We start from the raw sequence: 25,038 nt of genomic DNA, 5'->3' as shown, positions 1-25,038 counted from the left end.
AGGGTCAGACCATTCGAGTCAAGGTCGACAGCAACCAGGCCAGGCCAAGGCTGCCGAGCCCGAAGCCGTAGAAGAAGCGATCCAGGCGACGCGTCGCCTCTCGTTCATCTTCCACGGCGGCCGGGCCAGGACCCGCCGCCATGCGCGGCCGATCAGCCGCCAGTTGCCGTCGCCAGCGGGTCGCCAGGAGTAACCAGCTCCCGGCCAGGGCAATGAGCAGGGCCATCGAGTTCAGCAGCCAGGCTACGCTCGCCAACCCCGACATATCGATCTGCAGTGACAACCGAACCTCCACTACATAGAACTGGGTAATCAGGCCCCGTGATACGGGGCGGCGCGCAAGTCTACCGAAGCCCGCAAACAGACCGCGCATTTCCCGACCAACGAGCCAATGACCGAGCTGGCAATTTGCCGGGTATTTACGCCGTTTATGCCTATAGGTCCGTCTGGGGCGATTGACTTATATTCGGCTCCGGCTCCACCCTCGATACGCCCGGAATAACCGAAATAGAGCATGCGCCTGGTCGGTCGCCAGGCGGGACTGCCGCGGATCGGGTTCGGACCCGCCCTCCCGACCGATGGCGGTAACACCGAAAAAAGACTGCCAGCTCCGCACGCCGCAGCCATGCATCCCCGCATGAGCGGCCTAGCATTAACAGGACAGAACAATGAACAAGAACATCGTGAAGACGGGGGCTCTCTCACTCTCCCTGCTGGCCGGCGCCCTGCTGGTGTCGACGGCCATGGCGGCCGTTTCGCAAGCCGATGCGGCCAAGCTCGGCGACAGCCTGACGCCAGTGGGCGCAGAGCTGGCCGGCAATGCCGCTGGCACCATACCGGCCTGGACAGGCGGCCTGCCCACCGATGCTGCGCCGGTCACCGCGGACGGCTTCGTCAGCGATCCTTATCCGGACGACAAACCCAAGTTCACCATCACCGCGCAGAACTACGAGCAGTACAAGGACAACCTGAGCCCCGGCCAGATCGCCATGCTCAAGCGCTACCCCGACACCTATCGCCTGCCCGTGTACGAAACCCGCCGCAGCGCCGCGATGCCACAGCGGATCTACGACGCGGCCGGGAAGAATGCGACCAATACCCAGCTGGTGCGTGGTGGCAACGGCCTGGAGCGTTTCGACACCGCGGTGGCCTTCCCCATCCCGCAGGATGGGCTCGAGGTGGTCTGGAACCATATCACCCGCTATCGCGGCGGCTCGGCGCGCCGCACCGTCGCCCAGGCGACGCCGCAGGTAAACGGCAGCTACAGCCTGGTGAAGTTCGTCGACGAAGTCGTCTACACCGACACGCTTACCGACTACAACCCGGAAAAACACGGCAACGTGCTGTTCTATTTCAAGCAGCAGGTGACCGAGCCCTCGCGCCTGGCGGGCAACGTACTGCTCGTCCACGAGACGCTCGACCAGGTCAAGGAACCGCGCATGGCCTGGATCTACAACGCCGGCCAGCGTCGCGTCCGGCGCGCGCCACAGGTGGCCTATGACGGTCCGGGCACGGCCTCCGACGGGCTGCGCACTTCCGACAATCTGGACATGTTCAACGGCGCGCCGGATCGCTACGAGTGGAAACTCGTCGGCAAGAAGGAAATGTACATCCCCTACAACGCCTACCGTCTGGATTCACCGCAGCTCAAGTACAGCGACATCATCCAGCCCGGCCACATCAACCAGGACCTGACGCGCTACGAACTGCATCGTGTGTGGGAAGTCGAGGCCACCCTCAAGCCCGGCGAGCGACACATCTATGCCAAGCGTCATTTCTTCATCGACGAAGACACCTGGCAGGCCGCGGTGATCGACCACTACGACGGCCGCGACACGCTCTGGCGCGTCGCCGAGGCGCATGCCGAATACATCTATAACGCCCAGGTCCCGCTGTACGCGATGGAAACCCTCTACGACTTGGTGTCCGGACGCTATCTGGTGATGGGCATGAAGAACGAGGAGAAGAACCCCTACACCTACAACTACAAGGCCAACTCGAACCAGTACACCCCGGCGGCGCTGCGCAATTCCGGCGTTCGCTGACAGGCCAGTCCGCAAAAACAAACGCCCCGACCTCCCGGTCGGGGCGTTTTCGTTTCGGCGCGGGGCCCGTGCGAACGGGGCTGGTGCCGCCTGCTTACTGCGCCAGCACCTGGCCGATGTTCTGATCGCGGAAGACACGCGTCAGGGCATCGCTCAATACCTCGGTGACCAACTTGGTGTTGGTCTGCTCATTCGGCGCCATGCCGAAGCGCTGGTCCAACGATGCGCCGTACCGCCCCGTGTAACGACGGCCACCGTTCTGCACCTCGACGCGGAAGGTCGCGCCGATCTTCGCCTCAGTAACGTACAGCCCCTCTTTCGGCGACTGGTACTTGAGCTCGGCCAGTGTCAGGGTCAGCTGCGGGGCGTTGTATGCATTGGCGGACGGCGTGAAGCCGAGCAGTCGCACGGCGGCTTCAGCCTGGGCCTGCAGCTTGGGCACCACCCGCTCCTTGGGCACGATCACGGCGCTGGTCTCTGGATACAACCCGCCACGGGTACCCAGGGTGGCCGATGAGCGACCGTCGACGACACGGACCACGACCGGCTGCCCCTGCCCGACCGGGCTGATGCTCTCGGTGATCTTGGGGTTGGGGTCGAGCTGTTGCGGGCTATGAGCGCAGCCCGTGAGCGCCACAGCGGACACGACGAACAGACTGAACAACAGGCGTGGCAGCATGCTGTCTTTTCTCCAGGTTAGGGTGGTCGATGGCGCGCAGTATACCCAGCGTCGCCGCAGGCCAACAGTGACCGCCGCGCCCGCCAGCGGAGGGCCTTCATCGAACTGTCATCCGACTCTGCGATAACCCAGCGGCATCACAGGAGCCGCCATGTTCAGACTGCCACGCCTGTTCCATCGCCCACGGCATCGCCATTTCGCACTGCTCGATAATGCAAGCCGCTGCTGCATGCTGCTGACCGCGACGGAGCCACCAGTGGGCGCGCGGTGGGTTGAAATCGCCGAGCCTCGACTGGCACTGATAGGCCGCACGCTACCAGGCGCCAACACACAGCCATGAAAAAGCCGCCGGCTCCCAGGGAGGCGGCGGCTCGGTAGGCACCGGTCCGGGTTACTCGACCAGCCCCAATTGCTTGTCGACCATCGCGACCACTTCTCGGTACGCCGCCGCATCGGACTGCAGCACCGTCTCACGGGCCGGGAACATCTCGCCCAGCTTGCTGCTCCAGGCCTCGCTGCGGGCCTTGTCGGGGAAGCAGCGCTCGATCAGGTCGAGCATGATCGACACGGTGACCGAAGCGCCCGGGGATGCCCCCAACAGTGCAGCGATGGAGCCGTCCTTCGCCGCTACCAGCTCGGTGCCGAACTGCAGGATGCCGCCCTTCTTCGGATCCTTCTTGATGATCTGCACGCGCTGCCCGGCAATCTCCAGGCGCCAGTCCTCGGCCTTGGCCTCGGGGTAGAATCCACGCAGGGTTTCCAGACGATCTTCCATGGACTGGCGCACTTCCTTGATCAGGTAGCGGGTCAGGTCCATGTTGTCGCGCGCAACCGCCAGCATCGGCTTCAGATTACCGGGACGGATGGACATCGGCAGGTCGAGCGGCGAGCCGTGCTTGAGGAACTTGGTGGTGAAGCCGGCATAGGGGCCGAACAGCAGCGACTTCTTGCCATCGACCACGCGCGTGTCGAGGTGGGGAACCGACATCGGCGGGGCGCCAACGGCTGCCAGGCTGTAGACCTTGGCCTGGTGCTGCTTGACGATCTCCGGGTTGTCACACCGCAGCCACTGGCCACTCACCGGGAAGCCGCCGTAGCCCTTGCCTTCCTCGATGTCGGACATCTGCAGCAACGGCAAGGCCGCACCACCTGCGCCGAGGAAGACAAAGCCCGACTTGATCTTGCGATGACTACCGTCACGGGTGTTCTTGATTTCGACGCGCCAGCCCTTGCCGTCGCGGGCAAGCCCGGTGACCTTCTGGAAGTAGGACATCGTCACGCCCGGCTTGGTCGCCAGATAGGCGAGCATCTGCCGGGTCAATTCACCGAAATTGACGTCCGTGCCGTTCATCGCGCGGGTCGCCGCGATCGGCTCGTCCAGCGGACGCCCCGGCATCATCAGCGGCATCCACTCTTCCATCGTCGCCCGATCTTCGGTGTAGACCATGTTCTCGAAGGCGTGATGAGTCTTCAGCGCGTCGAAGCGGCGCTTGAGGTAGTCGATATTCTTGGTGCCCCGCACGAAGCTCAGGTGCGGTACGGGATTGAGATAATCGCGCGGCTTGCCGAAGCCTTCACGGCCCGCGAGATAGGCCCAGAACTGCTTCGACACTTCGAATTGGGTGTTGATGGTGACGGCTTTCTTGATGTCGATGGTGCCGTCTTTGCTGTCCGGTGTGTAGTTCAGCTCACAGAGCCCGGCGTGGCCGGTACCGGCATTGTTCCAGGGATTGGAGCTTTCGACGGCTCCGGACTCCTGCAACTCGACGATTTCCAGCTTGATGTCGGGATCGAGCTCCTTGAGCAGGACCGCCAGTGTCGCACTCATGATGCCGGCTCCCACCAGCACCATATCCACGGCTTCGCTATCGTGTTGCGTCATCAACGCGTTCTCCAGAATCACAGCATTAAACTGTCATGACCGCAGTACGCGATCATGTAGAACCACCAGCCAGGCGACTGGAAGCGGAGGGCCCACCAGATCGCTGCCCGGGCTTGTGCCCGGAGACAGGCCCCGAGGTGCCTGTCCGCTGTCGGGGGCCAGGCTTTTGGCCTTCCCCCTTTCGCTGAGAAACCTCCCGGAGCGGCAACGGCCAGGCTCAACGGGACACTCGCAGCGAGAGTATCGATAAGTGGCCGCCAACCGCTCAGCCAAACGTCTGCGTGTCGCGAGGCATCGGCTGCGGGCAGCGGACGCCGGTGGTCAGCCGCGGGCGGCCTGGATCAGCTCGATGTACGGCTCGGCCTGGCGCTGGTCAGCAATCAATGCCACGAAATCCTGGCCCTTTGCATTCTTCGCGTTCAGGTCGTAGCCCGCCTCGACGAAAAACACCAGAAAGCGCTCGAAATCGTCGACGCGCAATCCCCGATAAGCCTTGATCAGCTTGTGCAGCGAAGCTGGCGTGTCGTCGGCTGGCTCGGGCTCGAGAAACAGCTTGATCGACTCGTCGGAGATCTCTTCACCGATCACCTGCTTCTTGTCTTTGCGCATGTCTACTCCAGTCGACGCGTCTTACGGGGGCGGCAGTTTACTCCGCGATAACCCTGCACTCAACGCGCCAGCGCCGCTTGCGACCAAGGTCGTACATGAGAATGGCGGATATGCCGGCAATGTTCGGAGCGAACCCGCACGGGGCGAGCGCCCTGAACCTATACTCGCGTTTTGCGCAAAGGAGTGCCCGGCATGACACGTTTGCCCCTGTTCGCCGCCTGGCGCCTGGCCAGGCAGTCGGGCTATGACGGTCGCGCGCTGCGCGGCGACATCGCCGCAGGGCTGACGGTCGGGATCATCGCCATCCCGCTGGCCATGGCGCTGGCGATTGCCGTAGGCGTCGCACCACAGCACGGCCTCTATACGGTGCTGATCGCCGCCCCGCTCATCGCCCTGACCGGCGGCTCGCGCTTCAACGTGTCCGGCCCCACTGCAGCCTTCGTGGTTATCCTCCTGCCGATCACCCAGTCGTTCGGGCTCGGCGGCTTGCTGCTCTGTACCCTGCTTGCCGGGCTTATCCTGATCACCTTCGGCCTGCTGCGGGCCGGTCGTCTCATCGCCTACGTGCCGTACCCGGTGACGCTCGGATTCACCGCGGGCATCGGCATCGTCATCGCGACGCTGCAACTCAAGGACTTGCTCGGCCTGACACTCGAGGCCAGCCCGCAGCACTATGTCGATCAGCTGCGCCTGCTGGCCCTTGCGTTGCCAAGCGCACAGGCGGGCGACGCGCTGGTTGCCGGCGTATGTCTCGCCGTGCTGATCGCCTGGCCGCGCCTGGTACCAAAGGTCCCCGGGCACCTCGTTGCGCTCACCGCCGGGGCGCTGGCCGGCTTGGTGCTGGAAGCGCTGGGCCTGTCCGTCGCCACACTGGGTGAACGCTTCAGCTACAGCCTGGACGGGATTTCCCACCCGGGGCTTCCGCCGATGCTGCCGAGCTTTACCTGGCCCTGGCTGCTTCCCGGGCCGGACGGACAACCGCTGGTGCTGAGCTTCGAGCTGCTGCGTCAGCTGCTCGCCCCGGCTTTCGCCATTGCCATGCTCGGCGCGATCGAATCGCTGCTGTGCGCCGTGGTTGCCGATGGGATGACTGGCAGCACGCACGACCCGAATGCCGAACTGATCGGTCAGGGCATCGGTAATCTGGTCGCCCCGCTGTTCGGCGGCATTACCGCTACCGCCGCCATTGCCCGCACCGCTGCCAACGTACGCGCCGGCGCTTTCTCGCCGCTGGCGGCGATCACGCATGCTGGCGTGGTGCTGGTGGCGATCCTCTGGTTGGCGCCCCTGTTCAGCTACCTGCCGATGGCTGCGCTCGCGGCGCTGCTGCTGATGGTCGCCTGGAACATGAGCGAAGCCCCTCATGTGCTCAGGACGCTGCGAATCGCGCCGCGTGGCGATGTGTTGGTGCTGGTGACCTGTCTGGTACTGACCGTGCTGTTCGACATGGTTCTGGCCGTGGGGGTTGGCCTGCTTCTGGCGGCGGGCCTGTTCATCAAGCGGATGGGCGAACTGACCGGCACGACCAGCCTGCGTCATGGGCGGACCGACGGTTTCCCGGATCTGCCCGCTCATGTCGCGGCCTACGCCATTCGCGGCCCGCTGTTCTTCGGTGCCGTGGAAAAGGCGCTTGGCGCGCTGCGCCGATTCAACCCCGAGATCCGCGTGGTGATCGTCGATATCAGCGAGGTTCCGCTGCTCGACATGACGGCGCTGGCCGCGCTCGAGGATCTGCTGCACGAATACCGCCGGCAAGGCATCGCATTGATCCTCTGCGGCACCAGCGCCTCCGTGCGCCTCAAGCTTCGCCGGGCTGGTATCCACCGCCTGCCCGGCCGGCTTCACTATGTGCGTGACCGGGGTCAGGCTCGTAATCGGGCACTCCACTTGGTGTCCGAGACAACTGCTGGTGAACCCGCCGGGTGAGTGGCGGTTCAGCCGGCGTATTTTTGCAGGTTGGCCATCATTTCCTTCAGCGCCTCGAGGTTGTCGGCCGGATGTGCGGCGCCCTCGAAGTCGCAGATCTGCTGCCAATGCGCCGCCACATCCTCGGCATCGAAGCCGGCGCGTGGGTCGAAGCCGAGCCCCAGGCTGCGCTCCCAGCGCACCTTGCCCATCCACCCGCCACCAACCTCGAACAGGCCACCCGTGTCCAGGCAGCGATCGCTGCCGAGAAACACCACCAATGGGCTCACGAGCTCGGGCTTGAGTTGCTCGAATACCTGCGGCGGGATGAGGCCTTCTGTCATCCGAGTGCCTCCGGTGGGCGCAATGGCGTTGACCAACACGTTGTTCTTGCGTCCCTCGAGCGCCAGGGTACGGGTCAGGCCGTACAGGCCCAGCTTGGCCATGCCGTAGTTGGATTGGCCGAAATTCCCATAGATGCCGGACGTGCTGGCGGTAAAGATGACCCTGCCATAGCCCTGCTCCCGCAAATGCGGCCAAGCGGCGCGAGTGACCTTGTACGCGCCCTCGACGTGGACGCGGTAGACCAGGTCCCAGTCGGCGTCTTCCATTTTGTGGAAGGTCTTGTCGCGCAGAATGCCGGCATTGTTCACCACGACGTCGACGCGTCCGTAGCAATCCAAGGCCTGCTCGACGATTCGGCTACCGTCGGTGACCGAGTCATGGTTGGCGACCGCGGTCCCTCCAGCCTGGCGGATCTCCTCGACCACACGATCGGCCGCCGATGCGTTGGCGCCCTCGCCCTGGGCGCTACCGCCCAGATCATTGACCACCACCCGCGCCCCATGACGTGCGAACAGCAAAGCATGCGCCCGACCGAGGCCACCACCGGCACCGGTCACGATGACCACCTTATCTTCGAAGCGAATGGGTTCGTTCATCGTGTTTCCTCCTGCAAGCGTGGGATCTAGACATCAAGGCGGCGACGAGTGTCGGCGAGGCGGCCCGGCGCGACAATCAAACCCCCAGGAATGAATGAACCTACATAAGGGCCGGGGATGATCCTGCGACTGAACTGGTCAATCTTTCGCCACGCCTCGCCAAGCCTCGTGCGTAGCGGCCTGGCGCTTGACGCCCCAACTTATCAACAGATCGCCCCACAGCCTGACTAGATAACTTTCCCCGCCCTTCGCGGACGATCTGAACGAGGTCATCACAGCAGCGAATATCCAGGTTATACAGACCTTTATGACCACAGCGACAACCGCTGGCCAATTTTTGAGCAGACCCGCGCAGACCGCCGCCGGCGCAGCTCGGACCGATGCATGAAAAGGTTATCCACAGCATTCTTCACAGTTAAAGGGGATAAGTTTGGAGCCGCCAATCCGCCTATAGGCTTCATCGATAAAAGCTACGAGCGCAACGTAGGACACGGGTCTAGGCTTTCGCTGTGTCCACATGGAGGAGCACACCATGCCCAGCTTCGAATTCATCCAGGCGCTGTTCGCCAATTATGCCTCGGGCAGCAGCGGAGGCTGCCTCGACGAGCGTTGACGCTTGGTCAAGCGCTGCACCGGGAGTACTCTGCCGGCCTTCAAACTGACGGAGTAGAACGATGTCCCTGCGTTCGATTTGCGTATTCTGCGGCGCCAGCACAGGCCATGACCCAGCGTACCGAGAGGCCGCCATTGCCTTGGGGCGGACGTTGGCTACCCATGACATCACCCTGGTCTACGGCGGCGGCGCCGTCGGCCTGATGGGCGTCGTCGCCGACGCTGCCCTTGCCGCGGGCGGTGAGGTCGTCGGGATCATCCCGCAGAGTTTGAAGGACGCCGAGGTCGGCCATGCCGGCCTGACTCGCCTGGAAGTCGTGAGCGGGATGCACGCGCGCAAGGCCCGCATGGCCGAGCTGTCGGATGCCTTCATTGCACTGCCTGGCGGCCTCGGCACGCTGGAGGAGCTATTCGAGGTCTGGACGTGGGGCCAGCTCGGCTATCACCGCAAGCCCCTGGGTTTGCTGGACGTCAACCGGTTCTACGACAAGCTGAGCCATTTTCTCGACCATCTTGTCGCGGAGGGCTTCGTCAAGGCGCCGCACCGCACGATGCTGCAGCGCAGCGATTCCCCGGACGCCCTGGTGCAGATGCTCGAGCAATGGCAACCAAGCGCCGACCCGCGCTGGCAGGAGCGCACCATCAGCTGAGCGTCGGGGAATTGATCATAAAACGAGCAGAGCACCGCAGCCCGCAGGGCGTCAGGGCTCCGCTCGTTTCTACAGCGCTTATCCACAACACCGCCCACAGAGGACGGGGATAACTTCGACAAGCTACCTCGAATCTGCGCATTTGTTGGCTGGTTCGGCTGCTAGGCACCCTTGCCCCCGTTCTCAGCCGATGCTTGATCAAAAGTTGTGCAACGCTGGCTATGCCTAGTCCCATGAGGCTTTCCAGCCTCAACCCAAGGCTTATCCACAACTTCACGCACAGCAATCTGGGATAAGTCTCGGCTGGTGATGCCTGCCTTGCACCGAACTCTGCCACCGGGCCCGGCTCCAACCCGGTACAACACGGCTTTGAAGGAGCATGCGACATGCGGGATCGGATCGTCTCGAACGTTATCGCCTTGCCTTGGCGAGAGTGGGCACCATGACGGCCTTCCTCGGGCTCGTACTGGCGGCATTCATTTGCTTTGCGCTGGTGTTTTTCATCAAGCAGCGTCAGTACAACCATCCGGCTTTGCGTATGCCCTACCAGTTGCGCAAGCCGTTATTCGAGCCGTCAGAACGGGAGCTGCTGGGTCTCCTGGAGCAGGGGCTCGGGGAGCGATACCGCATCCTGGCGAAAGTCAGGCTTGCCGACGTGGTGGACGTGACCGCCATTCCCCGACGTGCCCCCTGGTATCAGGCGCATAACCGCATATCGGCGTCGCGCTTCGACTTCCTGCTGTGCGATCTCATGACGCTCGATGCCGTCTGCGCGATCGAAATGGAGCCTGCGTCCCAGGCCAATGCATTTCTCGACGAACTGTGCCAGACCATCGGCCTGCCCCTGGTACGCCTCGACCCCGAATCCGCACGCACCTACGACGCAGCGAGGGCAGCGGTGGATGAGGCCGTCGCCGCGCAAAGCAGCAAACCACCCGTCCAGCCCGCGGGATAGCCCCCTCGTTCACAGGGTCGAACCTGCATCGGCGGCAAAAGCCCACCGCCGACCGCGCCGCGTGCGTGTTTTCCAACGAACAAGGGGACAGCCATGAATTACCCACTCGCCCTAGTGCTGGCAGGCGTCAGCACGGTTTCGTATTCGCTGCAGGCAGCCGAGTCCTCACAACGCTGTCAGGCCACCGACGAGGCCCAGGTCGCGGCGCTCTTCGAGCGCTGGAATGATGACCTGGCCACCGGCGACCCGAAAAAGGTCGTCGAGAACTACGCCGAGTCGTCATTGCTGCTGCCCACCCTGTCAAACCGGCCAAGGCGCACGCCCGAAGAGAAGCAGGACTACTTCGTGCACTTTCTGGAAAAGAAACCAAGCGGCGCGGTTGACGAGCGGATGATTCAGATCGACTGCACCACGGCGGTCGACGCCGGCATCTATACCTTCTCTTTCGCCGATGGCAGTGAGGTCAAGGCTCGCTATACCTTCACTTACAAGTGGGACCCGCAAGCGGATCAGTGGCTGATCAGCAGCCATCATTCCTCGGCAATGCCGGAAGTCATACCGGTGCTCGACTAGCCGATCGGCGGGTTCGGCGCCCAATCCCAAGGCGTATCACCACGTCTGCTTCGGGCGCCAACCCAATATGTACGACGCCCAGCCCCGTAACCGGCCGGCCATCGACCGGCCGCTTCCCGGCCTGGCCATGCCCCGCCCCGATCGTTACCCTCTGCGGCCGTAATCCCGCGGTGCGGCAGCGATCCGCCCTTTCCCCTCCCGGTCAGTACATCCATGTCGTTGAAATCGAGGATCACCACACTCGTCGAGCTCGCATCCCAGCTGATACGACGGTACCCCGGACTGGTCGCGTTGTTCGGCTTCTGCTCGGGCGTCGCCAGCTTCGTGCTGGTCGAGCGCCAGGCCGGGCTGGCCAAGGTCGTGGCGGCCGTGATGATGCTCAGCTGGCTCTGGCTGATGCTCGAGCGCAACCTGCGTCGCAGCCTGGAGCGCTGGTTCGGCTGGAAGGTGCCCGCGCCGCTGCTGCGCTATGTGACCCAGATGGTCCATCAGGAAAGCCTGTTCTTCATCATCCCGTTCTTCTTCATCACCACGACCTGGAACAGCGGTCAGGCAGTCTTCACCATCGTGCTCGGCCTTGCCGCGCTGGTTTCGCTGGTCGATCCGCTCTATTACAAATGGCTCGCGCCTCGCCGCTGGATCTACCTGGGGTTTCATGCTCTGACGCTGTTTGCCGTCCTGCTCACCGCGCTGCCGATCATGTTTCACCTGTCCACACCGCAGAGCTACGCCTGGTCACTGGCGATCGCGGTCCTGCTGGCGCTGCCAAGCCTGGGCGGCCTGTTTGCCTGCTGGAACTGGAAAAGCGTGCTTGGCGTACTGACGCTGGCAGGCGTGGTCGCCTTTGCCGGCTGGATGGGCCGCACCTGGGTACCCCCAGCGACCTTGTGGCTGACCGACGTGGCCATCACCACCTCGCTCGACGACCGCTCACGCAAACCTGGCGACCGCCTGCGTTCGCTCAGCCTGGCGCAGCTTCACGCCAATGGTCTGTATGCCTTCACCGCGATCAATGCACCGCGCGGCCTGAAAGAGCGCATCTATCACGAGTGGACCCACAACGGCCGGCAGGTCGACCGCATCCCGCTGGACATCAGCGGCGGCCGCGACGCCGGCTATCGCGCCTGGACCCACAAGCGCAACTTCCCTGAGGCAGCCGCGGGCCGTTGGCGAGTGCGGGTGGTGACCGAGGCCGGACAGATGATCGGCATGCTGCGCTTCGAGGTCCGCGACTGAACGCGCCGCCGGACGCTGACTCCAAACCGTTATGAGTGGCAACCGGTTATGCGGGAGGGACTATGCAATGGTGGGAAATGCTGGGTCGCACCGTCGGCTCGGAGTTTTCCGACCTGCCCGACCTGGAACACGCGGTTCGGGTCTCGGTGCGCTTGCTGGTCGCGGCCATCCTGGGTGGCGCACTGGGGTACGAGCGCGAGTACAAGGGAAAGGCCGCGGGCCTGCGCACCCACATGCTGGTGTCGCTGGGCGCCGCGCTTTTCGTGCTGGTGCCGCTGGAAGCCGGCATGAAGGTCGAGGACCTGTCACGCGTCATGCAGGGCATCATTACCGGTGTCGGCTTTCTCGGGGCCGGGACCATCCTCAAAGGTGATTCATTGCAGGACGTCAAGGGCCTGACAACCGCAGCCGGAATCTGGCTGACTGCCGCTATCGGCGTCGCGGCCGGCCTGGGGCATGAATCGACCGCCGTACTGACGACCGTGCTGGCGCTGGCTATCCTCAGACTGATGCCCCGACTCGAGCGACACGTGGCCCGCACATCGCCCCGGCAGCGCCCGCACGACGACGATTGAATCGAACAGGAGTCACCATGCGCCCCGCATTCGCCCTGATCTTCTCCCTGGGCCTGGCCACCACCCTGATCGGCTGCGGCGAGCGCGCAACCGTCCCGGTCGATGCCGGCTATGGCCCGAACCCGACCCTGCCCGCGCCAGTCTCGTCGTGGTTGCCCACTGTGAACATCGCGAAAGCGACCGGATGGCCGGAAGGCGCGATGCCCAAGGCGGCCGACGGGTTCGAAGTGCAGGTGTACGCCCGCGGTCTCGACCATCCTCGCTGGCTCCACGTGCTGCCCAACGGTGACGTCCTGGTGGCCGAAAGTGCGGCGCCGGCGAAGCCCGAGGGCAATGCCGGTCTGCGCGACTGGATTGCGAAGAAGATCATGGCGCGCGCCGGCTCCGGCGGCCCCAGCGCCAACCGCATCACGCGGCTGCGCGACCGCGATGGCGATGGCAAACCGGATGAGCGCAGCGTTTTTCTCGAAGGCCTGAACTCGCCCTTCGGCATGGCGCTGGTGGGGAACACCTTCTATGTAGCCAATACCGACGCCCTGCTTCGTTTCCCCTACCGCGAAGGGGCCACGCGTCTCCATCCCGGGGGAGAAAAGGTCGTCGACCTGCCCGCCGGGCCGATCAACCACCACTGGACCAAGAACGTCATCGCCAGCCCGGATGGATCACGCCTCTATGTCACCAGCGGCTCCAACAGCAACGTGGCGGAAAACGGCATGGCGGCCGAGGAAAACCGCGCGGCTATCCTCGAAGTCGACCCCGAGGCCGGGAGCCTGCGGCTGTTCGCCTCCGGCCTGCGCAACCCCAACGGCCTGGCCTGGCAGCCGGACAGCGGCGAGCTATGGACCACCGTGAACGAGCGCGACGAGATCGGCAGCGATCTGGTGCCGGATTACATGACGTCCGTACAGCGCGGCGGATTCTATGGCTGGCCCTACAGCTACTACGGGCAGCATCTGGACACACGAGTCGAGCCACAGCGCCCTGACCTGGTCGCCAAGGCGCTGGTCCCTGACTATGCCCTCGGCGCTCACACCGCCTCGCTGGGGCTGGCCTTTTACGAAGGCACCTTGCTGCCGGCCCGCTACCGCCACGGCGCCTTCGTCGGGCAGCACGGCTCCTGGAACCGCAAACCGCGCAGCGGCTATAAGGTCATCTTCGTGCCATTCGATCAGGGTGAACCCGCCGGGCCGCCAGAGGACATCCTTACCGGCTTCGTCAACGCCGATGGCGAAGCCATGGGTCGGCCAGTGGGCGTGGCGGTCGATGCCCAGGGTGCGCTGCTGGTGGCCGACGATGTCGGCGACGTCATCTGGCGCGTGACGCCACGCCGCGACAGCAGTCGTTAGGACCGCATACATCGCACCCAAGCAGCTTCGGCATATGGCCGAACGCAGCCTGGATCTCCGTCGAGCGCCGCTAGAGCTTCACCGGCAGCCGATGACTGAGGCGGATCTGCTCCGGTGAAATAGTCACGCCGTATGCCAGCACTTCGACGCCAGCCTCGACCGCATCGCGCAACGCCGCGGCATACAGCGGATCGATTTCCTCGGCGGGCCGAACCGCCTCGATATCCGTCAGGTTGACACAGTACAGCTGCACGGCGCGCACCCCGGCACGCGCCAGGGCGGCCAGCTCGCGCAGGTGACGCGCCCCGCGTGTGGTGACCGCATCCGGGAAGGCGGCCACCGCGCTTTCGCCAAAGCCGAGGGTCACGCTTTTCACTTCGACGAAGGCCGGCCCGGTCTCGTAGTCCAGCCGAAAATCCACGCGGCTGTTTTCGGTTCCATAGGGCACCTCGCGTTTGAGCGCGGTGAAACCGGCCAGCGGTTCGATCAGGCCCTCCAGCAAGGCTTCCTCGACCAGACGATTGGCCCGCGCGGTGTTCACACAGGCCAGTCGCCCCTGTGGCGTCTCTACCAGCTCCCAGGTACCGCGCAGCTTGCGCTTTGGATCCTCGTTGCGCTGAAACCAGACCCGCGCGCCTTCGCTCATGCAGTTGAGCATCGAACCGGTATTGGGGCAGTGGATGCACAGCGGCTCACCGGACATCGTCAGGATGTCGGCAAAGAAGCGTTTGTACCGGCGCACCAGCCGCCCCTGCTCGAGGGCCGTTGCGTAGCGCATCAGCCGGCCCAGCTCTGCAGGCCCAGGGCGATACGCTCGACCGCCAGCTCCAGGCGCGGCAGGTCCTGGGTATAGGCGAAGCGCACATGGTGGCCCGCCTGGTATCGACCGAAATCCAGGCCCGGGGTGATCGCCACGAACTGGGTTTCCAGCATGTGCTGGCAGAACCCATAGGCATCGCCGCCGAAGGCCGAGATGTCCGCATAGAGGTAGAACGCACCCTGCGGCTCGACCGCAATGCCGAACCCCAACTCACGCAGGGCAGGCAAGAGGAAGTCACGGCGCCGGGCGAATTCCGCACGGCGTGCTTCGAGCAGCTCGATCGTGGCCGGTTCGAAACACGCCAGCGCGGCGTGTTGAGCCATCGTCGGCGCGGCGATGTAGAGGTTCTGCGCCAGCTTTTCCAGCTCGGGTACCGCGTCCGGCGGCGCCACCAGCCAACCCAGGCGCCATCCGGTCATGCCGAAATACTTTGAAAAGCTGTTCAGGACAAAGGCGTCGTCGTCGACCGCCAACACACTGGGGGCGTCCACGCCGTAGGTCAGGCCATGGTAGATCTCGTCGACCACCAGATGCCCGCCACGCGCCTTCAGGACCTTCGACAAGCCGGCCAGTTCGTCGCGGTCAAGCAAGGTACCGGTCGGGTTGGACGGCGAGGCGACCAGCGCGCCGACGCTGTCCCGGTCCCAATGGCGTTCGACCAGCTCGGGAGTCAGCTGGTAGCGCACCTCAGGCCCCACCGGCACCAGCTGCGCCGCGCCCTCGACAAGCCGCAGGAAGTGCCGATTGCACGGATAGCCGGGGTCGGCCAGCAGCCAGTGCTTCCCCGGATCGACTAGCAGGCTGCTGGCGAGCAACAGCGCACCGGATCCGCCGGGAGTAATCAGCACCCGTTCGGGGTCAATAGACAGCTGATAACGCTCGGCGTAGAAACCGGCAATGGCCTCGCGCAGCTGCGGCAGCCCGCGAGCGGCGGTATAGCGGGTATGCCCGGCGGCCAGGGCAGCCTGCCCAGCCGCGACAATGGGCGCGGGTGTGGTGAAGTCCGGCTCACCGATTTCCAAGTGGACAACATCATGCCCAAGCGCCTGCAGTTCGTTGGCCCGCGCCAGCAGCGCCATGACATGAAAGGGTTCGATTGCACGGCTACGCGCGCTATAAGAAGAGGTCATCTGACCTTCCTGACGAGAACAAAACGTGAATTCTACCGAAGGTCCCCCTGACACCGCAGCCATCGTGAAATTCGGGAGTAGCGCACCCCGATTCGATCTGGTAAGTTCGCCCGCTTGCAGCCGCAGGGCCGGCACGGGCCGGCAGAGGGACTCATTATCCTGCGCAATGGACATAGCGAGAGGCGTTCATCCATGCCCATTACCAAAACGACACCCAGCAACCAACTGATTCGCGCCTTCGTGCCCTACAAGGAGTCCAAGGGTGAGGAGTACATGAGCGAGAACATGCGCGCTCATTTCACTGCCATCCTCAACAAGTGGAAGCAGGAGTTGATGGAAGAGGTCGATCGTACCGTGCACCACATGCAGGACGAAGCCGCCAACTTCCCCGATCCGGCTGACCGTGCCAGCCAGGAAGAAGAGTTCAGCCTGGAACTGCGTGCCCGTGACCGCGAGCGCAAGCTGATCAAGAAGATCGACGAGACGCTGCAACTGATCGAAGACAACGAATACGGCTGGTGTGACTCCTGCGGCGTTGAGATCGGCATTCGCCGTCTGGAAGCACGCCCCACCGCCACCCTCTGCATCGACTGTAAGACCCTGGCAGAAATCAAGGAAAAGCAGATCGGTTCCTGATCCCGAACGGGGCGCTACGGCGCCCCGCTTCATTTCCGATACTGCCCACCACGCTGCCACCGCCTCGCTGATTGCCCTTCCGAGCCGGCCTCATGTCTGTCTCCGCCTACGTCGGTCGCTTCGCCCCCACGCCCAGCGGCTACCTGCACTTCGGTTCGCTGATGGCCGCCCTCGCGTCCTATCTCGACGCACGCGCCGCGGGCGGCCGCTGGTTGCTGCGCATGGAGGACCTCGACCCACCTCGCGAAATGCCTGGTGCCCAGGAGGCGATCGTTCGTGCACTGGAAGCCTACGGCTTCGAGTGGGACGGCCAGATGGCGCGCCAGAGTGAACGCCTGGATACCTATAACGCCGCGATCGACAAGCTCTGGGCGGACGGGCATGTCTATGCTTGCACCTGCTCTCGCAAGCAGCTCGAACCCTTCGCCGGGCTGTACCCGGGCTTTTGCCGAGAGGCTGGTCGGGATGTGCACGACGCAGCCATCCGCCTTCGCGTTCCTGATCGGGTGTATGCGTTCACCGATCGGGTTCAGGGTGAGTTCAGCCAGCCGCTGGGGCGCGAGGTCGGCGATTTCGTCATTCGCCGCCGCGATGGGCTGATCGCCTATCAGCTGGCCGTGGTGCTGGACGACGCCTGGCAAGGGGTGACCCACGTGGTGCGCGGCGCCGACCTGCTGGATTCAACGCCTCGCCAGCTTTACCTGCAGGAACTGCTCGGCCTGCCCCGGCCGCACTATTTGCACGTTCCGCTGATCATCCAGCCGGACGGGCACAAGCTTGGCAAGCGCTACCGGTCGCCGCCGCTCGAACCCGCCGAGGCCACGCCGATGCTGTTGCGCGCATTGCGTGCGCTCGGTCAGCCAACACCCAAGCCCCTCGCCGACGCCTTGCCTCGTGAAGTGCTCGAATGGGCGATCAGGCACTGGGATGCCGACCGCATCCCGCGCTGCTGTACCCTTGCCGAGGCGCAGTTGAGGTGACGCAACAGCTGCAAGCGGCGCGGCCGCTGGAGGCGGCACGAGTCGGGCGGCGGATTCGGCGCGGGGCCCGGGCGGGGCGCACACCGGGCCTCTGGCTTCGACCGGTGCTACCTTCGCGCTTCAAGCTTCTCCCGCCATCCTTTACCATCCCCGCACATTCGATACGAGTTCCGGCATGTACATCTACCGACTGGTGCTGCTCCTGGTCGTGGGGATCTATCTGTTTTCCCCCGCGATCATGGACTGGTGGATCGACCCCAACGGCGCCTGGTACCGGCCCTATCTGTTGTGGCTGATCCTCATCGTGGTGACCTTCATTCTTCAGAGCCAGCGCGATGCCGACGAGCTTTAGCCTCAGCCACCTGATTCTGATCAGTGTCGCGTACCTGCTGGTGCTGTTCGGCGTCGCCTGGGTCAGCGAGCGGGGCCTGATACCGCGCTGGCTGATCCGTCATCCGCTGACCTATACCCTCTCGCTCGGCGTCTATGCCAGCGCCTGGGCGTTCTACGGCACCGTCGGACTGGCCTACCAGTACGGCTATGGCTTTCTCGCGACCTACCTGGGCGTCTGCGGCGCCTTCCTGCTGGCGCCCGTGCTGCTGTATCCCATCCTGCGCATCACCCGTACCTACCAGCTGGCGTCGCTGGCCGACCTGTTCGCCTTTCGCTTCCGCAGCACCTGGAGCGGTGCGCTCACCACCGTGGTGATGCTGATCGGCATGCTGCCATTGCTGGCTCTGCAGATTCAGGCAGTGGCCGATGCCATTGGCATCCTCACCCTCGAACCGCTGCAGGAACGCGTCGCGCTGGGTTACTGCGTGATGATCATGCTGTTCACCATCCTCTTCGGGGCACGCCATATCGCCACCCGCGAGAAGCATGAAGGCCTGGTCTTTGCCATTGCCTTCGAATCGGTGGTCAAACTCGTGATGTTCGCTGCCATCGGGCTGTATGCCCTGTACGTCGTGTTCGGCGGGCCGCACCAGCTGGAAATCTGGCTGCTGCAGAACCAGTCGGCGCTGCAGGCCCTGCACACCCCCCTGCAGGAGGGCCCCTGGCGAACCTTGCTGCTGGTGTTCTTCGCCTCGGCCATCGTGATGCCGCACATGTATCACATGACCTTCACCGAAAACCTCAACCCGCGCGCCCTGGTCAGTGCCAGCTGGGGGCTGCCGCTGTATCTGCTGCTGATGAGCCTGGCCGTACCGCTGATCCTCTGGGCCGGCCTGAAGCTGGGCGTCAGCACCAACCCCGAGTACTTCACCCTCGGCCTGGGCATTACCGCCGACAGCACGGTCCTGACCCTGTTGGCGTTCGTCGGTGGTCTGTCGGCCTCCAGCGGCCTGATCATCGTCAGCACCCTGGCACTGTCCGGCATGGCTCTGAATCACCTAGTCCTGCCGCTGTATCAGCCCCCGACCGAAGGCAACATCTATCGCTGGCTGAAATGGACACGTCGCAGCCTGATCCTCGCCATCATCATGGCCGGCTACGGTTTCTACCTGCTGCTCGGCGCGGAACAGGACCTGTCCAACCTCGGCATCGTCGCCTTCGTCGCAACCCTCCAGTTCCTGCCTGGCGTGCTCTCGGTGCTCTACTGGCCGACGGCCAACCGCCGCGGTTACATCGTCGGCCTGCTGGCGGGGATCGCTGTATGGGTGGTCACTATGCTGCTGCCACTAGTCGGCAATCTGGACGGCTTTTACATCCCGCTGCTGAACGTGGTGTACGTGCTGGACGACACCAGTTGGCACCTGGCCGCTATCGCCTCGCTGGCGGTCAATGTGCTGGCCTTTTCGCTGTTCTCGCTGTTCACAGAGACCAGCCCAGAGGAACAGGCCGCAGCCGAAGCCTGTGCAGTGGAGAACGTACGTCGCCCGCAGCGCCGCGAACTGGTCGCCGCCTCCCCGCAGGAGTTCGCCACCCAGCTGGCCAAACCGCTCGGGGCGAAGACGGCGCAGCGGGAGGTCGAACAGGCCCTGCGCGACCTGCAGTTGCCTTTTGACGAGCATCGCCCCTACGCCTTGCGGCGCCTGCGTGACCGCATCGAGGCGAACCTGTCGGGCTTGATGGGCCCCAGCGTCGCCCAGGACATCGTCGAGAACTTCCTGTCCTACAAGAACGGCGCCGATGGTTATGTCACCGAGGACATCCATTTCATCGAAAGCCGACTGGAGGAGTACCACTCGCGCCTGACGGGGCTCGCCGCCGAGCTGGACGCGCTGCGCCGTTACCATCGCCAGACCCTGCAGGAGTTGCCGATGGGTGTGTGTTCGCTGGCCAAGGATCAGGAAATCCTCATGTGGAACCGGGCGCTCGAGGAACTGACCGAAATCCCGGCATTGCACGTCGTGGGTTCGCGCCTGTCGACCATCGCCGAGCCGTGGCGGAGCCTGCTCACCGGCTTCATCGAGCAGAACGACGAGCACTTACACAAACAGCGACTGCAACTGGACGGCCACAGCCGCTGCCTCAACCTGCACAAGGCCGCGATCGCCGAGCCGCTGGCCCCGGCCAATAGCGGCCTGGTGCTGCTGATCGAAGACCTGACCGAGACCCAGCAACTCGAGGACCGCCTGGTCCATTCCGAGCGCCTGGCGAGCATCGGCCGACTGGCCGCCGGCGTCGCCCACGAGATCGGCAACCCCATTACCGGCATTGCCTGCCTGGCGCAGAATCTGCGCGAGGAGCGCGAAGCCGACCCGGAAATCATCGAGATCAGCAACCAGATTGTCGAGCAGACCAAACGGGTCTCGCGCATCGTGCAGTCACTGATGAGCTTCGCCCACGCTGGCGGGCGGCAGCAGGATCTGTACCCGGTGAGCCTGGCCGAGGTTACGCAGGATGCGATCGCCCTGCTCTCGCTCAATCGCCAGGGCACAGAGGTGCGCTTCTTCAACCTGTGCGACCCTGCGCATCTGGCTGAAGGCGATCCGCAGCGCCTCGCGCAGGTGCTGATCAATCTGCTGACCAACGCGCGTGACGCCTCGCAGCCCGGCGACCCCATCCGGGTGCGCAGCGAAGTCTCGGAACAGACCGTCTACCTCATCGTCGAGGACGAGGGCAGTGGCATACCGCAGTCCATTCAGGACCGGCTGTTCGAGCCTTTCTTTACCACCAAGGACCCTGGCGAAGGCACAGGCCTCGGCCTTGCGCTGGTCTATTCGATCGTGGAAGAGCATTATGGCCGGATCGATATCGACAGCCCGGCCAACCCGGAAACCCAACGCGGCACCCGTTTCCGCATCACCCTGCCCAGGCATGTCGAGGCTAACGATGCGATTGATTGAAGAGGCGTCCCTTCACGCGCCCCGCCGTGGGCCGGCCCCCTTGGCCACCTGCCACGGGGTCCCGATGTAGCGCCCAGCCGGGAATCGCCAATGCGTGACTGCAGCCACCCGGAGCACCGGCCGACGAGGCCCGCTCCGCCAGCCGCCGCCTCAAACCGTCGAGAGAGTACAGATGCCACACATTCTGATCGTCGAAGACGAAACCATCATCCGCTCCGCCCTGCGCCGGCTCCTCGAACGAAACCAGTATCAGGTCAGCGAGGCCGGATCGGTGCAGGAAGCCCAGGACCGTTTCAGCATTCCGGGGTTCGACCTCATCGTCAGCGATTTGCGCCTGCCCGGCGCACCGGGTACCGAGCTGATCAAGCTGGCCGAAGGCACGCCGGTGCTGATCATGACCAGCTACGCCAGCCTGCGTTCGGCCGTGGATTCGATGAAGCTCGGCGCCGTGGACTACATCGCCAAGCCCTTCGACCATGATGAGATGCTGCAGACGGTCGCCCGCATCATCAGCGACCACGAGCAGGCGACGACCAGCCACGCTGCCGCCCCTCGCTCCGCCGGTAACACAGCCGCCGCGCCGGCAGGTAACGGTGATACGGCGATCGGCATCATCGGCCACTGCGGGCCCATGCAGGAGCTGTTCGGCAAAATTCGCAAGGTCGCGCCCACCGACTCCAACGTGCTCATCCAGGGCGAGTCGGGCACTGGTAAAGAGCTGGTCGCCCGTGCCCTGCACAACCTGTCGCGCCGCGCCAAGGCGCCGATGATTTCGGTCAACTGCGCGGCGATCCCGGAAACCCTGATCGAATCCGAACTGTTTGGCCACGAGAAGGGTGCCTTCACCGGCGCGAGCGCCGGACGCGCCGGCCTCGTCGAGGCGGCGGACGGCGGCACGCTGTTCCTTGACGAGATCGGCGAATTGCCACTCGAAGCTCAGGCCCGCCTGCTCCGCGTGCTGCAGGAAGGGGAAATTCGCCGGGTGGGGTCGACGCAGTCACAGAAGGTCGATGTACGACTCATCGCCGCGACCCACCGGGATTTGAAGACGCTGGCCAAGACAGGCCAGTTCCGCGAGGACCTCTATTACCGCCTGCACGTGATTGCGCTGAAATTGCCGCCCTTGCGTGAGCGCGGTAGCGATGTCCTGGAGATTGCTCGCGCGTTCCTTGCACGCCAGTGCGAGCGAATTGGCGGCGAACCCCTGCACTTTTCCCGAGAGGCCGAGCAGGCGGTGCGCCTGTATGCGTGGCCGGGCAATGTACGCGAGCTGGAGAACGCCATCGAGCGCGCCGCGATTCTCAGCGAAAGCCCGGAGATCAGCGCTGACCTATTGGGTATCGATGTGGAGCTCGACGAGCTGGAAGACGATTTCGAAGGCGCCTGTGCGCCGTTGGGCGCCGCGTCGAGCAGCAATGAGCCCACCGAAGACCTGTCTCTGGAAGACTATTTCCAGCACTTCGTGCTGGAGCACCAGGACCACATGACCGAGACCGAGCTGGCCCGCAAACTTGGTATCAGCCGCAAGTGCCTCTGGGAGCGCCGCCAGCGCCTTGGCATTCCTCGGCGCAAGTCGAGTGCCGCTGGGTAGTAAGTTGTTACCTTCACTACCTGGCCGTAACAGAAACCGGGTTCATCGGTAACGGGAACCCGGTTTTTTGTGGGCGTCACAAACACCTAAAAAATATAAGTTACTGAAAATAAACGACTTTCAAAACCTGGCACGGCAAGTGCTTTCTATTTGGCACAACAACAATAACAAGCAGACCCACAATAAGAACAAGACGTACCGGCTCCAGCAGAACAACGACAAGAAGGCGGAGGCGTAGCTAACTGATTCTTTTGGAGAGGATGTGCCCACGGGGTTTTGGCCCCACCACCAGGCCGAGAACAACAAAAGCTGCCAGAGCAGTGCCTGAACTGGTTGGAATGTGGCAGATCAGCGACCAAAGAAATCCGTTTGCTCTTTGCTCCCAACGTAGGAGCGATTCCCCAAGGCGATGGCCGACGGGAACGGGTGATCAAACAAGAACAACACGCCCGAAATACTAATAACAACAAAGCACGCGACATCATTTAAAGGGGGAGCTTCGGCTCCCCCTAGTGCTATCTGGCCCTGTCGTTTTGACACCTCCCCGCGCTTCGTTCACCATCCCGGCACCCAGTGCTAGAATCCACGCTCGTTTCGTGGCTTTTCGCTGCATCACCCCACCTTTTGCCACACAGTGCCTCTCATGCTGAAAAAGCTGTTCCAGTCTTTTCGTTTGCCCCTGCGCCGTATCCCGCATCCTCGCCGCACACCCGAAATACTGTCCAGCCGGCAGCACTCGCTGCATCGCAACGATCTCAGCCGGCACGCCGTCAGCGTCGTCGAGCGGCTGCAGCAGGCCGGCTACCAGGCTTATGTCGTGGGTGGCTGCGTTCGCGATCTGCTGCTGGACCTTGAACCCAAGGATTACGATGTCGCGACCAGCGCGACGCCCGAACAGGTCCGAGCCGAGTTTCGCAACGCGCGGGTGATCGGCCGCCGCTTCAAGCTGGTCCATGTGCATTTCGGCCGAGAGATCATCGAAGTCGCGACCTTCCGGGCCAACCATCCGGAAAGCGAAGATGATGAGGCCAGTCCTCTGGCCGCACGTAACGAAAGCGGACGCATCCTGCGCGACAACGTTTATGGCACGCTCGAAGACGACGCCCAGCGTCGCGACTTCACCATCAATGCGCTGTATTACGATCCATCGACCGAGCGCATCCTCGACCACACTCACGGTGTGCATGACATCCGCAACCGCCTGATACGCCTAATCGGCGATCCCGAGCAGCGCTACCTCGAGGATCCGGTGCGGATGCTGAGAGCTGTGCGTTTCGCGGCCAAGCTCGACTTCGAAATCGAGCGACACAGCGCCGAGCCAATCACTGACCTGGCGGACCTGCTCGAAGACGTCCCTGCCGCCAGGCTGTTCGACGAAGTCATCAAGCTGTTCCTGTCCGGCAAGGCCGAACGCACCTTCGACCTCCTGCAGGAGTTCGACCTCTTCGCCCCACTCTTCCCCGCCAGCGCGGCGGCGCTGGAAGACGACCCCGACTACGCCGGGACGCTGATTCGCAACGCACTGGCCAACACCGACCAGCGCATCGCCCAGGGCAAGCCGGTCACACCGGCCTTTCTCTTCGCCGCGCTGCTGTGGCCCGCCCTTCCGGCACGCACTGCCGAGATCCAGGCCCGCGGCTTGCCGCCTATCCCCGCCATGCAGGAGGCGGCCCACGACATCATCTGGGAACAATGCCAGCGCACCGCGATCCCCAAGCGCTTCAGCATGCCGATGCGTGAAATCTGGGATATGCAGGAGCGCCTGCCGCGTCGCCAGGGGCGCCGCGCCGACCAACTGCTGGACAACCCACGGTTCCGCGCCGGCTACGATTTCCTGCTGCTGCGCGAGAGCGCAGGCGAACAAACCGATGGCCTGGGCGCCTGGTGGACCGATTATCAGGAAGCCAACGAGAGCGAGCGGCGCGCCATGATCCGCAGCCTGAGCAGCAAGGACGGCGGCAATGCACCACGCAAGCGCCGCCGCAGCAATAGGCGCAAGTCCGGCTCGAACGACAGCGCACCGGCCTCGGATTGAGATGGAGCGCGTCTATATAGGGTTGGGCAGTAATCTGGCCGAACCGCGTCAACAGCTGCGAAGCGCGCTTGACGCCATTGACGGACTGCCCGACTCCCGCATCGTCGGCGTTTCATCGCTTTACCTGAGCGACCCCATGGGGCCGCAGGACCAGCCCCGTTACAACAATGCGGTCGCAGCGCTGGACACTTCGCTGACACCGCTCGCCCTTCTCGACGCACTGCAAGCCATAGAGCTCGCCCAGGGCCGCCAGCGCAAGGCCGAGCGCTGGGGCCCGCGCACCCTGGATCTGGACATCCTCCTCTTTGGCGATCGGCTGATCGACGAGCCCCGCCTGAAGGTGCCGCACTACCATCTGCACGCCAGGGCCTTCGTCCTTTATCCGCTGGCAGAGGTCGCACCGCGCGACCTGCACCTCCCCGATGGCCGGCGTCTCTCAGACCTGCTTGCCCGCTGCCCCTTCGCAGGGCTCGAGCGCCTCGACGCACCGCTGTAACCGCCTGGTAACAGGTGTAACCTGCGGGTAACACTGCCGATTGACTTAGCCT

The 25,038-nt window shown here is 63.9% G+C and carries 22 protein-coding genes; 15 read left to right on the top strand and 7 right to left on the bottom strand.

The window, feature by feature from the left end; translation table 11 throughout:
* Nucleotides 1-4: 4 nt before the first annotated feature.
* Nucleotides 5-283, bottom strand: a complete 279-nt coding sequence (locus MST27_RS11195; protein WP_243606018.1) for a hypothetical protein — start codon at nucleotides 281-283, stop codon at nucleotides 5-7.
* Between the two features lie 385 nt (nucleotides 284-668).
* On the opposite strand from MST27_RS11195, the gene MST27_RS11190 reads away from it, so the two are divergent.
* Nucleotides 669-2,045 (top strand): DUF1329 domain-containing protein, encoded by a 1,377-nt coding sequence (locus MST27_RS11190; protein WP_243606017.1) that lies wholly within the window; start codon nucleotides 669-671, stop codon nucleotides 2,043-2,045.
* Nucleotides 2,046-2,139: 94 nt separating this feature from the next.
* Here MST27_RS11190 and MST27_RS11185 read toward each other — a convergent pair whose 3' ends face one another.
* The 3 genes from MST27_RS11185 to MST27_RS11170 form a co-directional block, all read right to left on the bottom strand.
* Entirely contained in the window at nucleotides 2,140-2,724 is a 585-nt protein-coding gene (locus tag MST27_RS11185) for a YajG family lipoprotein (protein ID WP_243606016.1), read from the bottom strand.
* A 391-nt stretch (nucleotides 2,725-3,115) separates the two neighbouring features.
* A complete protein-coding gene (gene mqo, locus MST27_RS11175) occupies nucleotides 3,116-4,627 on the bottom strand; it encodes a malate dehydrogenase (quinone) (RefSeq protein WP_476756132.1) in 1,512 nt (503 codons plus the stop codon).
* 300 nt (nucleotides 4,628-4,927) lie between these two features.
* Nucleotides 4,928-5,215, bottom strand: coding sequence for a PA4642 family protein (locus tag MST27_RS11170; RefSeq protein ID WP_243606013.1), 288 nt, complete (start codon nucleotides 5,213-5,215; stop codon nucleotides 4,928-4,930).
* 192 nt (nucleotides 5,216-5,407) lie between these two features.
* Here MST27_RS11170 and dauA point away from each other — a divergent pair, with 192 nt between their 5' ends.
* Nucleotides 5,408-7,141 (top strand): C4-dicarboxylic acid transporter DauA, encoded by a 1,734-nt coding sequence (gene dauA, locus MST27_RS11165; RefSeq protein ID WP_243606012.1) that lies wholly within the window; start codon nucleotides 5,408-5,410, stop codon nucleotides 7,139-7,141.
* 8 nt (nucleotides 7,142-7,149) lie between these two features.
* Here the strand turns inward: dauA and MST27_RS11160 are convergent, their stop codons facing one another.
* Nucleotides 7,150-8,061, bottom strand: coding sequence for an SDR family oxidoreductase (locus MST27_RS11160; protein ID WP_243606011.1), 912 nt, complete (start codon nucleotides 8,059-8,061; stop codon nucleotides 7,150-7,152).
* A gap of 674 nt (nucleotides 8,062-8,735) precedes the next feature.
* Between MST27_RS11160 and MST27_RS11155 the strand changes: the two genes are divergently transcribed.
* The 6 genes from MST27_RS11155 to MST27_RS11130 all read left to right on the top strand — a co-directional run bounded on the left by MST27_RS11155 (nucleotide 8,736) and on the right by MST27_RS11130 (nucleotide 14,008).
* Nucleotides 8,736-9,323, top strand: a complete 588-nt coding sequence (locus tag MST27_RS11155; RefSeq protein ID WP_243606010.1) for an LOG family protein — start codon at nucleotides 8,736-8,738, stop codon at nucleotides 9,321-9,323.
* Between the two features lie 442 nt (nucleotides 9,324-9,765).
* Nucleotides 9,766-10,278 (top strand): DUF2726 domain-containing protein, encoded by a 513-nt coding sequence (locus MST27_RS11150; protein WP_243606009.1) that lies wholly within the window; start codon nucleotides 9,766-9,768, stop codon nucleotides 10,276-10,278.
* A gap of 93 nt (nucleotides 10,279-10,371) precedes the next feature.
* Nucleotides 10,372-10,851, top strand: coding sequence for an SgcJ/EcaC family oxidoreductase (locus tag MST27_RS11145; protein ID WP_243606008.1), 480 nt, complete (start codon nucleotides 10,372-10,374; stop codon nucleotides 10,849-10,851).
* 213 nt (nucleotides 10,852-11,064) lie between these two features.
* Nucleotides 11,065-12,087: a DUF5924 family protein gene (locus MST27_RS11140; RefSeq protein WP_243606007.1), complete on the top strand. Its 1,023-nt coding sequence runs from the start codon at nucleotides 11,065-11,067 to the stop codon at nucleotides 12,085-12,087.
* 62 nt (nucleotides 12,088-12,149) lie between these two features.
* Nucleotides 12,150-12,662, top strand: a complete 513-nt coding sequence (locus MST27_RS11135; protein WP_243606006.1) for an MgtC/SapB family protein — start codon at nucleotides 12,150-12,152, stop codon at nucleotides 12,660-12,662.
* A gap of 17 nt (nucleotides 12,663-12,679) precedes the next feature.
* Nucleotides 12,680-14,008, top strand: coding sequence for a PQQ-dependent sugar dehydrogenase (locus MST27_RS11130; protein ID WP_243606005.1), 1,329 nt, complete (start codon nucleotides 12,680-12,682; stop codon nucleotides 14,006-14,008).
* A gap of 70 nt (nucleotides 14,009-14,078) precedes the next feature.
* Here the strand turns inward: MST27_RS11130 and sfsA are convergent, their stop codons facing one another.
* The gene (sfsA, locus tag MST27_RS11125) at nucleotides 14,079-14,786 is read right to left on the bottom strand and encodes a DNA/RNA nuclease SfsA (RefSeq protein ID WP_243606004.1); all 708 of its coding nucleotides are present in this window, start codon (nucleotides 14,784-14,786) and stop codon (nucleotides 14,079-14,081) included.
* Nucleotides 14,786-15,958 (bottom strand): pyridoxal phosphate-dependent aminotransferase, encoded by a 1,173-nt coding sequence (locus MST27_RS11120; RefSeq protein ID WP_243606003.1) that lies wholly within the window; start codon nucleotides 15,956-15,958, stop codon nucleotides 14,786-14,788. Before MST27_RS11120 ends, sfsA begins: the two co-directional genes overlap by 1 nt.
* A 192-nt stretch (nucleotides 15,959-16,150) precedes the next feature.
* Here MST27_RS11120 and dksA point away from each other — a divergent pair, with 192 nt between their 5' ends.
* The 7 genes from dksA (at nucleotide 16,151) to folK (ending at nucleotide 24,986) form a co-directional block, all read left to right on the top strand.
* Complete coding sequence (gene dksA / locus MST27_RS11115) at nucleotides 16,151-16,594, top strand: RNA polymerase-binding protein DksA (protein ID WP_243606002.1); 444 nt, start codon at nucleotides 16,151-16,153, stop codon at nucleotides 16,592-16,594.
* A gap of 92 nt (nucleotides 16,595-16,686) precedes the next feature.
* The gene (gluQRS, locus tag MST27_RS11110; protein WP_243606001.1) at nucleotides 16,687-17,574 is read left to right on the top strand and encodes a tRNA glutamyl-Q(34) synthetase GluQRS; all 888 of its coding nucleotides are present in this window, start codon (nucleotides 16,687-16,689) and stop codon (nucleotides 17,572-17,574) included.
* A 175-nt stretch (nucleotides 17,575-17,749) separates the two neighbouring features.
* Nucleotides 17,750-17,926 carry a hypothetical protein gene (locus MST27_RS11105; protein ID WP_003095129.1) on the top strand — a complete coding sequence of 59 codons (177 nt, stop codon included), beginning with the start codon at nucleotides 17,750-17,752 and terminating at the stop codon, nucleotides 17,924-17,926.
* Nucleotides 17,910-20,864: a sensor histidine kinase gene (locus tag MST27_RS11100; protein ID WP_243606000.1), complete on the top strand. Its 2,955-nt coding sequence runs from the start codon at nucleotides 17,910-17,912 to the stop codon at nucleotides 20,862-20,864. Before MST27_RS11105 ends, MST27_RS11100 begins: the two co-directional genes overlap by 17 nt.
* Before the next feature lie 172 nt (nucleotides 20,865-21,036).
* Nucleotides 21,037-22,455, top strand: coding sequence for a sigma-54-dependent transcriptional regulator (locus MST27_RS11095; protein ID WP_243605999.1), 1,419 nt, complete (start codon nucleotides 21,037-21,039; stop codon nucleotides 22,453-22,455).
* Nucleotides 22,456-23,098: 643 nt separating this feature from the next.
* Nucleotides 23,099-24,490: a polynucleotide adenylyltransferase PcnB gene (locus tag MST27_RS11090; protein ID WP_243605998.1), complete on the top strand. Its 1,392-nt coding sequence runs from the start codon at nucleotides 23,099-23,101 to the stop codon at nucleotides 24,488-24,490.
* Between the two features lies 1 nt (nucleotide 24,491).
* The gene (gene folK / locus MST27_RS11085) at nucleotides 24,492-24,986 is read left to right on the top strand and encodes a 2-amino-4-hydroxy-6-hydroxymethyldihydropteridine diphosphokinase (protein ID WP_243605997.1); all 495 of its coding nucleotides are present in this window, start codon (nucleotides 24,492-24,494) and stop codon (nucleotides 24,984-24,986) included.
* Nucleotides 24,987-25,038 lie beyond the last annotated feature (52 nt).

The sequence above is a fragment of the Stutzerimonas marianensis genome, assembly GCF_022810315.1.
In the GTDB taxonomy this organism is placed as follows: Bacteria; Pseudomonadota; Gammaproteobacteria; order Pseudomonadales; family Pseudomonadaceae; genus Stutzerimonas; species Stutzerimonas marianensis.
This window is presented reverse-complemented; position numbering and strand designations above follow the sequence as displayed.